This window comes from Nesterenkonia massiliensis, assembly GCF_000455245.1.
GTDB classification, from domain to species: Bacteria; Actinomycetota; Actinomycetes; order Actinomycetales; family Micrococcaceae; genus Nesterenkonia; species Nesterenkonia rhizosphaerae.
The window spans coordinates 36,646-46,703 of sequence record NZ_HG005174.1; the positions used below are offsets into that span (position 1 = coordinate 36,646).

General features: G+C 60.0%; 8 protein-coding genes and 1 pseudogene. 1 reads left to right on the forward strand and 8 read right to left on the reverse strand.

All coding sequences use genetic code 11. The features are described from left to right. Positions 1 to 1,087, reverse strand: a protein-coding gene (locus tag TX78_RS11745; RefSeq protein ID WP_101750650.1) for an IS3 family transposase whose coding sequence is annotated in 2 segments (ribosomal slippage) — positions 1 to 817 and positions 817 to 1,087 — 1,088 coding nt annotated over the 2 segments. Because the reading frame shifts where the segments join, the coding sequence is not laid out codon by codon here. This gene is flagged as partial in the annotation. A gap of 238 nt (positions 1,088 to 1,325) precedes the next feature. Between TX78_RS11745 and TX78_RS11755 the strand changes: the two are divergent. After that, positions 1,326 to 1,802, forward strand: a pseudogene (locus TX78_RS11755) (aminotransferase class III-fold pyridoxal phosphate-dependent enzyme); the annotation flags it as partial. 26 nt (positions 1,803 to 1,828) lie between these two features. Here TX78_RS11755 and TX78_RS11760 read toward each other — a convergent pair. The 7 genes from TX78_RS11760 to TX78_RS11790 form a co-directional block, all read right to left on the reverse strand. Beyond that, a complete protein-coding gene (locus TX78_RS11760) occupies positions 1,829 to 2,494 on the reverse strand; it encodes an HAD family hydrolase (RefSeq protein WP_222704274.1) in 666 nt (221 codons plus the stop codon). Then, the gene (locus tag TX78_RS11765; RefSeq protein WP_044496472.1) at positions 2,461 to 3,564 is read right to left on the reverse strand and encodes an ABC transporter ATP-binding protein; all 1,104 of its coding nucleotides are present in this window, start codon (positions 3,562 to 3,564) and stop codon (positions 2,461 to 2,463) included. The genes TX78_RS11760 and TX78_RS11765 overlap by 34 nt, the downstream gene beginning before the upstream one ends. Then, positions 3,561 to 4,919, reverse strand: coding sequence for an extracellular solute-binding protein (locus tag TX78_RS11770; protein WP_199765286.1), 1,359 nt, complete (start codon positions 4,917 to 4,919; stop codon positions 3,561 to 3,563). Before TX78_RS11770 ends, TX78_RS11765 begins: the two co-directional genes overlap by 4 nt. Before the next feature lie 77 nt (positions 4,920 to 4,996). Beyond that, positions 4,997 to 5,707: a carbohydrate ABC transporter permease gene (locus TX78_RS11775; protein ID WP_233722261.1), complete on the reverse strand. Its 711-nt coding sequence runs from the start codon at positions 5,705 to 5,707 to the stop codon at positions 4,997 to 4,999. Positions 5,708 to 5,841: 134 nt separating this feature from the next. Beyond that, positions 5,842 to 6,726, reverse strand: a complete 885-nt coding sequence (locus TX78_RS11780) for a carbohydrate ABC transporter permease (protein ID WP_049897896.1) — start codon at positions 6,724 to 6,726, stop codon at positions 5,842 to 5,844. Next, on the reverse strand, positions 6,723 to 8,813 hold the full coding sequence (locus tag TX78_RS11785) for an outer membrane protein assembly factor BamB family protein (protein WP_049897898.1): 2,091 nt from the start codon (positions 8,811 to 8,813) through the stop codon (positions 6,723 to 6,725). The genes TX78_RS11780 and TX78_RS11785 overlap by 4 nt, the downstream gene beginning before the upstream one ends. A 3-nt stretch (positions 8,814 to 8,816) precedes the next feature. Further along, positions 8,817 to 9,692 carry a MurR/RpiR family transcriptional regulator gene (locus tag TX78_RS11790; protein WP_044496477.1) on the reverse strand — a complete coding sequence of 292 codons (876 nt, stop codon included), beginning with the start codon at positions 9,690 to 9,692 and terminating at the stop codon, positions 8,817 to 8,819. Positions 9,693 to 10,058: the final 366 nt, after the last annotated feature.

Genomic DNA, 10,058 nt, shown 5'->3' on the forward strand with positions numbered 1-10,058 from the left:
ACCGCCGGTGCCTGGTAGCCCAGCGCTGAGTGCCGCCTGTGGTGATTGTAGTCATGCTTCCAGTCGCTGATGATGACCTTTGCGTGGAGCAGGGAGTAGAAGCTGTTGATGTTCAGGCACTCGTCCCGGATCCTGCTGTTGAAGGACTCCACGTACCCATTGCGCCACGGGGAACCCGGCGGGATGTAGTGCAGCCCGATCTTCTCCCCGGCCCAGTCGGCCAGGGTCTGACTGATCAGCTCCGGGCCATTGTCGCAGCGGATCACCTGCGGGGCACCACGCTGAGCAACCAGGGCATCGAGGTGGTCCTTCAGCGCCTTGCCTGTGATGGATCGCTGAACCAGTCCGCCGAGGCATTCGCGGGTGTGCTCATCGACCACGGTGGCGATCTTGATCGTCCGCCCTTGCTCGTCGGCATCGAACTGGAAGTCCACCGCCCAGACCACATTCGGGGCCGTCGCTGTCGGGGCGCCGGTGGTGGAAGTCCCGCGGCGCTTACGGCGGCGGCGCACCGGTACTCGAAGGCCCTCCTCACCCCAGAGGCGCTGGACCTTCTTGTGGTTGACCACCCACCCCTGGGCCCGGGCTTCGTGGTAGGCCCGCCGGTACCCATGCCTGGGATTCTGCGCGGCGTAAGCGCGCAGCCACTGGCGCAGAGCAGCGTTAGGATCAGCTGCTGTTTCTGACTGCAACGGCCGCCGGTAGGCAGATCGAGAGAGCCCAGCCAGACCAGTGGCCGCCCGCTCGCTGATCTGGAACTTTCCGATCAGATGACGGACGGCCTGCCGACGTCTGGCCGGGCTTAGAAGTTTCCCTCTGCCAGCTCCTTCAGAGCGGCCTTCTCCAGCTCTGCCTCAGCCAGCAGCCGCTTGAGCCGGTCATTCTGCTTCTCAAGCTCTTTGAGCCGCTTGGCGTCCTCAGCCTTGAGCCCGCCGTATTGGTTCTTCCACCGGTAATAGGTGCCCTCAGTGACTCCCAGTTCCCGAGCAACGGCGGGCACATCATGGCCTTGGGCCAGCATCTTCTCGGCCTCACCGAGCTTACGGATGATCTGCTCCGGGGAATGCCGTTTCCTCTTCGCGGTCATAGTCACACCAGTCTTCCTCCCGCTAAGGGCGGGCGCTAGTGCAACTCACATAACTACTGGACCGAATCTAGGGGGTCACTCCAAGCAGCCTCGATCGCTTCCTCAACATCTTGCCTGGTTGCTGTGGGGCGGTCAGCAGCTGGATATTCCGTGGCATTGCGTACCTGCCGCATCCACTCGAACTCCTGAACCGCTTCCTCTCTGAGGAAGATTGCGGCCGCGATGCCTGTATTGCGATGGGCGTCGCGAGATCATGGAGCATCTGGCACCTACCGGTCCGGTCTATCACGCAGGCACACTCTCAGGTAACCCGGTGGCCATGGCTGCCGGCGTCGCGACCTTGGAGAGCGCCACCACGGAGGTCTACCGCCACATCGATGAGAAGGCCCAGGTGGTGGCCGATGCGCTCGCCGCCGCGCTCTCTGACGCCGGGGTGGACCACACGCTGCAGAAGGTCGGCTCCTTGTTCTCGGTGGCGTTCGGGACCTCGGCCACAGGGGTGCACAACTATGCCCAGGCTCAGGTGCAGGAGGCTTTCCGCTACGGGCCGTTCTTCCACTCCATGCTGGAGCAGGGCGTTTACCTGCCCCCGAGCGTGTTCGAAGCCTGGTTCCTTTCAGCAGCTCACGACGACGAGGCCATCGGGCGCATCCTGCAGGCCCTTCCCGCTGCCGCCCGCGCCGCAGCAGGGGCGCAGCCCGGAAGCGGGAAATGAAAACAGTTTTCTACAAGATCAATGGCTTAGACGTTGATGATGCTCCGCAACTCTGAGAAGGAACTGATGAAGTGGGTCGGAGCCGAAGCCTTTACCTTTTCTTCGCACTGGTGTCCGCCTGCGATCGCTACGGAGAGAAAACCTGCGGCTTTCGCGCTCACAACATCGTAGGCTGTGTCGCCCACGTAGTAGGCCGGTGCATGGTGCCTGCCCAGCGTGCTGAGGGCGTGCGCCTTATCTTTGACACCTCCCAGGGTGATATCGAAGAGCGAAGTGAGACCATGTCGGCGAAGGTCCTCTCCTACCGCGGAAGGGCTCACGGCTGAGAGGACCCCCGTGGTGACACCATGAGCTCGAAGGTCCCTCAACAACGTGCGGACACCTTGGCGAAGAGGAGAGGGCGCGCGCATCTCCAGTCCCCATTCCTCTTCCACATGTTCGAGGAGATGGGGAAGGATGCCGAAGGAAGCGAACCAGGAACTCAGCGGGAGCATGAACTGCTGGCGGAAAGATTCTCGGTCCACCAGGGTCTGGTGATGGCGGAGTAACACCGTATTTGTTGCACGTACAGCACGGTCCAGATCGTCCATGAGGGTGCCATTGAGGTCGAACAGCACCAGTGGGCATGATGTATTGGGCTTCAGGCTTTTGATATCGGTCACGCGTCGAGAGGTTCCTGTTCCTTCAGCCACTCCGCCGCGGTTCCCATGTTCAGCCCCGTCTTGGTGTCAAAGACGGAGACATGACGGGGGTCGCAGTGGAGAGGTATCACGGCATCACGCTGGGAGGTGTAGTCCGCGGGAACCCGTACACGTATTACGGGGCCGCCGAGTTCGACGTCTAGGATCCGTGAGGAGCCTTCATGCTCGATCTCCAGGACGCGGCCTTTAAAGTTCCATGTGTCGGCTCCCCCGGGAATGATGTTCTCTGGCCTGATGCCGAGGGTGATGTCATTCTCGGAGTTTGGTCCGCGGACGACGCCGAGAGGTGAGACGAATCCCTCATCCCGGCGCTCAGCATGCAGCAGATTCATTGGTGGACTGCCCACGAACCCTGCGACGAAGAGGGTTGCGGGACGGTGGTACACATCGTCGGGAGTCCCCAGCTGCTCGATTCGCCCGTTGTGCATCACCGCAATTCGATCGGCTGTAGCCATCGCATCGGCTTGGTCATGGGTGACCATCAGGTGGGTGGCACCGATATCCCGCAGACGTCGGGAGATCTCTAGACGGAGGCTCAGATGGAGCTGGGCGTCCAGGCCGGAGAGGGGTTCATCGAGCAGCACTACCGAGGAGTGTCTGGCCATGGCTCGTGCCAGGGCAACCCGTTGCCTCTGGCCGCCTGACATCTCACGGGGTCGCCTGTCCAAGAGATGATCTATGCCCAGCATAGTGGCCACGTCTTCAGCTCGGCGCGTGGCTTCTGCCTTGCCGATCTTCAAGCCGTGGATGAGACCCATAGTGATGTTTTTGCGTGCCGAGAGATGAGGGTAGAGCGCGAAGTGCTGGAAGACGATGGCGATGTCACGTTCGTGCGTCGGTATGCCGCTTTGTTCCCTCCCCCCGATGATCACCTTGCCGGAAGTCGGTGGCTCCAATCCGGCGATTAGTCGCAGCAGGGTGGACTTGCCTGAGCCTGAAGGCCCCAGGACGACGAGGCTCTCTCCCGGAGCTACTTCCAAGTCGATGTGGTCCACCGCCGTGACATCACCGAAGTGCTTGGAGAGTCCCTCGAGAGCGATGGTGTGGGAAGAGGTGTTCACTGGACTTCCCTTTCAATCCTCTCGACCGTGTCCGGCACTACGACGTCCACTGCCTCGCCGTTGGTCAGACGTTGCACCATGTCCTGGAGGATCTGGTTCACCGCTGGAGTGGAACTTCCGTGCCAGCCTCCCCACAGGGTGGGGGTTCCCTCATAAGTCCAGGCGTAACCCACAGGAGTTTCTGCTAAAGGATCCTCGGACAGAATCTGAGCAGCTTTGCTGTCTACAGGGATGTAGCTCCAGTCCTTAGAGCTTTCTACGATGTTCTCAGTGCTGAGCATGGCCGAAATGAACTCGTAGGAGTACGCGGCAGCACAGCTGTCCTCTGAAAGGACCATCCAACCGTTTCCTCCAATAGGAAGTTCCGGGGTTCCCCCGTCAGGAATGGGGAAGTCGGTGACGGTCCACTCGAAGTTTTCTCCGATCTGGTCGTGGAAAGTCGCGGCGATCTGCGGGCTATAAACCAGGTAGGCGAGGTTGCCACTGGTGAAGGCATCCAGCGCGTCTGCAACGTCAAGAGAGTCGTGCAGTCCTTGGCTGCCGAACTCCTCAAGGATCGCAAGCCCTTCACGTCCTTCTTCGGTATCAAAGGCTGGCATGCCGTCCTCGTCGACCAAGGTGCCTCCAGCGTTCTGAATCATGGCTTGGACTGGCCAATCGCTGATTGCCGTGCGGGGGACATGGACAGAAGCGTTTCCAGTAGCCTCCGTCACCTGCTGTGCGGCTTCCAGCCATTCGGAGTAAGTGGCAGGGGCTTGGGTAACCCCTGCATTCTCCGTGATATCGGTATTTGTGAAGAGGACGGGGACGGAGGTCTGGAACGGTGCGGTGTAGACCGTCCCGTCCACTGAACCTGCTTCGAGGAAGCGCTCGTCGTAGGTATCGGCTAACGCAGAAGTGTCGAAGGGCTGGGGGTCGTATTCGTCGACCCAGAACCTCACCTGACCGAGGCCTACCATGATCACATCTGGGCGGGAACCTGCTGCGATGTCGGCCACGAGCTGCTGAGTAAGTTCGTCGTAACTTCCGCCGGGGACTTCGTTGATCTCAACGGTCAGCCCCTCATATTCAGCTTCGAGCACCTCTTTGGCGTTCTCGGCCGGTTTAGTTCCCCATTGAAGGAACTGAGCCTCGATCGTTGTGTCCTCGGGCGCGCATTCGCTAATATCGGCGGCTTCGGCCACCTCTCCGGAACTATTGTCTCCGCAAGCGACGAGTGCCAAGGCAGAGAGAAGTCCGATCGAGAGCAGTGCCGCTGGGCGTGGGAATGTCATTCTGCTGGTCATAGTGGTGACGTACCTTTCGGATGAAGAGGTCATGGTGTTGGGATGAGCGAAACGAGGATCTGTTGTCATACGCGTTTGTCTTTCCGGGCAGAGAACCGCAGCAGCGGGGCCTCAGAGCATGGCAGTTACTTGTCAAAGTTGCGCGGTTATCCGGGCAGTTCTCCGCCGCCGAGCCCTGCTTCGAAGGATCGTTGGGCGAAAATGTAAAGAAGAACGATGGGCAGGGTGATTATGAGTGCGCCGGCAGCTAAGGCTCCGTAGTCCTGACCTGTTTCGATCTCCTGGAAGACCGAGAGCGCCAGTGGGGGTGTCTGTAAGTCACGGCTCCTGATGGCCAGCAACGGCCAGAGGTAGTCATTCCAATGAACGAAGATCGAGAAGATCGAGAAGGTGGCGATCGAGGGCATCGACGCAGGGACGACGACCCGCAGCAACGTGGAGAAAGTGCCTAAGCCGTCGGCTCTCGCTGCCTCGAGCAACGCATCAGGAATGGTCATCATGTGCTGGCGCATCAGAAAGATTCCGAAGGCGCTCGAGACGAAGGGCAGGATGAGCGCCGTGAGCGTGTTGCTCAAGCCCATGGCGCTGATCCCTAAATATGTGGGCATAGCGTTCGCCTGCGTGGGAACCAGCAGGCAAGCGATCACCGCGGCGAACGCAAAGCCTCTCCCGGGGAAGGGGACCTTGGCGAAGGCATAGGCGGCCGGAATGCAGGTCACCAGCTGGCAGGCGAGGATAGCCAGAGTGACGATGGCTCCGTTGAACATGGCGCGGCCGATGTTTCCCTCGGTCCAGGCACGCGAGAAATTCGAGAGGTCCCAGCTGCCGGGCAGTAGTTCGATGCCGCTGAGAGTCACTGAGTCCGCTCCCGAGACCGAAAGCCGAAGCATCCAGAAAAACGGGAAAAGCGCGATGGTGACAGCGGTTAGTAAAATTGCCCATCTCAGGAGGGTCCAGTGCAGCCGGGGAGAGAAGCCAGTCGGAGAGAGAGTCATGAGGTGCCTCCGGAGAGTTGACGACGGCGGAAGATACCGATGGCGATGAGCGTGATCAGCAGCAGTGTGGACAGAGCCGCGGCTTCACCGAATTTGAGCTGCTGCATTCCCAGCCTGTAGACCATGGTCAGAACGGTTTCGCTGGAGCTGAGCGGACCGCCCCCTGTCATGACATGGATGGTGTCGAAAACCTGCGCGGCCTGCAGAATGAGCATCACGACCACAAAGACGGTGAACGGCCTCAGGAGAGGAAGAGTCACCGATGTGAGTTTGTGCCATCCTCGGAGTCCATCGGCAGCACACGCCTCGTGGATGGCGGTGGGGATGCTGGTGAGTCCGCTGAGGAAGATGATCAGGGCAAGTGAGGTGTTCCTCCAGATGCCTACGAAGGCGACGGTGAGGAGCGAATACTGTTCTTCACCCAGGAAGTTGATTGGTGCTACTCCGATGACCCCGAGAAGTTCGTTGGCGAATCCGCCGTGGAGGGCGAATATCCAGCGGAAGACCACCGCCATAGCCACGAGATTGGCAGCGAAGGGGAGGAAGAGTAATACCTGAACGCACCGCCGCCCTCTGCCCAGTGAGCTGGCGAGAATCGCCAGGCCCAGGCCGATGATGAGACTGGGAATTATGGTGAGCAGTGAGTAGACAAGAGTGTTTCTCAGGGAGAGGAGGACATCCCTATCCTCAAAGAGAAACCGATAGTTATCCAGGCCAACCCACTCCAGCCGTATCCCGCGGCTGAGACTGACATCGAAGAAGCTCGCGGTGAGAGAGATAAGGGCGGGCACGAACATGAAGAGGAAGATGAGCACCAGAGCTGGTGCGGCAAGCAGCAGGCCGTGGCGCCTGCCCTGCCCCTTTCCGGTGTGTGCAGTCACGATGACACCCCCGGAAGCGTACGGCGATCGAACGCGGAAAGCTCCCCGCGTATATCGAGGAGAAACAGCGATTCATCATCTGCCTGCGGGGGCACCGCGATGGGGTTGGGCACCTGAATGCTGTGCAGCAGCGTCCCAGAGCGGGAATGAATGAGGTGGATTTTTGAGTCGAGTCCTGGGACGGCCAGTACTTCTGAAACTTCACATACCGGGGCGGAGATGGTGTGCCCGGTCTGTTGATAACCGGAGGTGATCATCGCGGTGTCGTCCTGGAGATGACAACTCCAGATCGGCTCTCCGGTATCACGATTCAACAGGACGACGCCGTAGCCCGGGTCGCTGACGACAACCCCCTGCTGCGTCAGTAGAGGCGGATGGGGATTCCACGGGAGGGTGTTGGCTCGCTGCCAGCGGATCTCCCCGGAATCCCCGTTTATTCGCGCGAGACCATCGACCATGGGAGCGAAAAGATCGTTGCTCAGCTGATCCGGAACGGGAGTCGCCAGGGGAGCGCTCGAACCGAGAAGCTGCACGTTCTTCCCGTCTCCCCATCGAATGCTGCCCGTGTACGGGTCCAGCGCCATCAGCTGTGGTGTGGCAGGCCATTGTCCGAAGTAGAGTGTGTCGCCGGATACCACCGGCGCGGCAGAAGTGCTGAAGGTCTGGTAGGGGGCGATCACCCTCTCCCAGAGCAGCTCTCCCGAGTTCAAGCAGAGGCTTCGTAGGGTAGTGGAATCGGCAACGAAGAGGCGATCTTCGTGGATGGCGGGAGAAGCGAGGAGGAAGGTCCGCAGCGGTTCCGGTGAGCTCCTGCTCCACGCGACTTCTCCGGTGTTCAGATCAAGGACCACAACGGTGCCCTCGATACAAGTGACGGCGACACGGTCTCCAGCTGAGGAGGGGGCTGAACGCACCGGAGCCGGCAGTGGAGTGCTCCACCGTACGGAGCCGTCCGAGATGTCGACCGCCGTAAGCTGCGCGTTGCGTGAGTCTTCGTCAGCCCATGAGGTGACCAGATGTCCTCCGGTGAGGCAGAATCCGGCGTCATGGGCAGTACCGGGAAGTTGAGTGACCCATTTCCGGGTTGGCTGGAAGGTTCCGTCGGAGTGTGCGGAGTTGGTGAGAATGTGCGCCTTGGGTGCCGGGAAGTCTCTATGGGTGGTGAGGTGCAGCTCCTCTCCATCCCATCTCACTGTCCGGTAGCTGGGAGGGGTGCCGTCCAGCCCTCCGAAAAGCGGCGTGGGAGTGGTCACATGTAGGATTCCATCCACGTCGATGACCCGGGAGACATGCCGATGGCCGGAGAACGTGGCGAGTGGCTTACTCGGCAGATGATCAAGCATCGTGTGCCACGGCTGATCATGACTGAGAAGAATCCACGGTCTGCCAGGGGGCTGGTGCTCCAGGTCTGCTCGCATCCAGGCGTTCTGCTGGGCGGTGTCCAGACCGAATTCATGAGTATGCCAGTCCACGGCGATCACATGTAAACCGGGCAGGTCGAACGAGTACCAGCGCGGGCCCAAGAACTGTTCATAACTTCGAGGGTCAGCAGCGTGCAGAAGATATCCTCCCGGTGATACCGCACTGTCGCGTGAGCCTGCCATGTGATCGTGGTTCCCGGGCAGAAGCCGTACGTTCACAGGACTGGAACTCACTGCGGCAAGTAGGTCCTCGAACTCTGCCGGGATGCCAGTGTCGGTGAGATCGCCGGTAGCTACGAAGGACTCTAGCCCTGGCTCGGACTCCCAGACTCGCTGGAAGAACTCCGTGAGACTCTCCCGGCTGCCCAGTTCAACGCGGAAGGGATAATAGGAGCCCTTTCCCAGATGCATGTCTGAGATGTGCACGAATCGATAAGGGAATATCGCCGGTTTCTTCTTCAGGACGAAGGCCGTCGTCGGTAGGTTCGCGGGGACGTACCAAGTCTGGCAGCTGTAGTCAGCAGGAACAGTCACGAAGACAAAAGGTCCTTGGGGTGCGATGCTGAAACTGCCGTCCTGGCCTGTGGCAGTGACGGTTATCCCGTCACTCACCAGCACGTGGGGGACAGGCAGGCCCTGATCGTCTTTGACGTGTCCTCGCATCATTGCTCAGATCCTGTGTTCGGTCACGATGTCGGAAGACAGTTCCAGGGCAGCGCGTGCGGAGGTGTAACGCAATGCCACCGAGGTATAGAGAGAGTCGAGAACTGCCAGATGTACGGAGCGGCTCACCATTGCTTCGACACGGAATGCCTTCTCATGGCTTCCTGCCACGATGACTTCATCGCATAGCTCGGTAAGAGGCGAGCTGCTGAAGCTGGTGACCGCCATGGTTGCGGCGCCGGCCTCTTTAGCCGCACGCATCACTTGGAGTGTTTCGACCGTGGAGCCAGTGTGGCTGACGGCGAAGCAGACGTCTTCGGGGCCTAGCAGCCTGGCCGTGACGTGCTGGACATGGTTGTCCGGGGAGAATGTGGAATCGAGCCCCAGGGTGGCGAAACGGTAAGCGATGTCTGCGGCAAGGGGTGCTGAGGTGCCGATCCCTGCAAAGACGATCCTGCGTGCAGAAACAATACGGACAAGCATGCGTTCCAGGGCGTCGCCGTCGAGGTTTCGTGCGGTTTCATTGAAGGCATTGGCTGCGTCGCGCAGAATCTTGTCTGCCACTTCCCGGGCGGAGTCTCCCTCGGTGACCTCGGTGGCGAAGGGTTGCACCCGTGTACCCATGTCCTTGGCGAGTTTGAACTTCAAGTCCTGGTAACCCTTGAGGTTCACTCGCTGACAGAAACGGATCACGCTCCCGACGGAGGTTCCTGCCATGCTGGCAAGTTCGGTCACGGAGATGCCCATGACGTGTTCTGGAGCCTGAAGAACGGTGTCGGCCACACGTCGTTCTGCCGCCGACATGGAGATTAACCCGGAGCGGATCTGTTCGATGACCGAGACGGCATGATCACGGGTACTGGTGCTTTCGGTTCTGTTCACATGCTTCAGCGTCGGGTTCTTGATTGAACCAGAAGTGCCGAGACGGTGAAGAGGAGATGAATGCTGGAAAAACTTTCCGCATTGGTAGGAAGGTTGGAAATTATTACCGGAAAGGGCTCTTCGAGGAGGCGAGTCGAGTCCAGTCATAGTCTCCTGCGCTTCACGTGACATGTGCTTCAGGTGTCAGTCTGAACAAGGGGTGACGAGGAGCCGAGAACGGGGGAGGGGATCAGCCCGACGCGCGCATATGCCGGGCGCATGCTGTCACGATCTTGGAAGCATGGAATGCCCCCGGTGTTAGGTCCAGGTCTTATGTGAGTTGCGGGGATTGATCTTCTCTTCTGTGGCGGCAGCTCGCGGCATAGA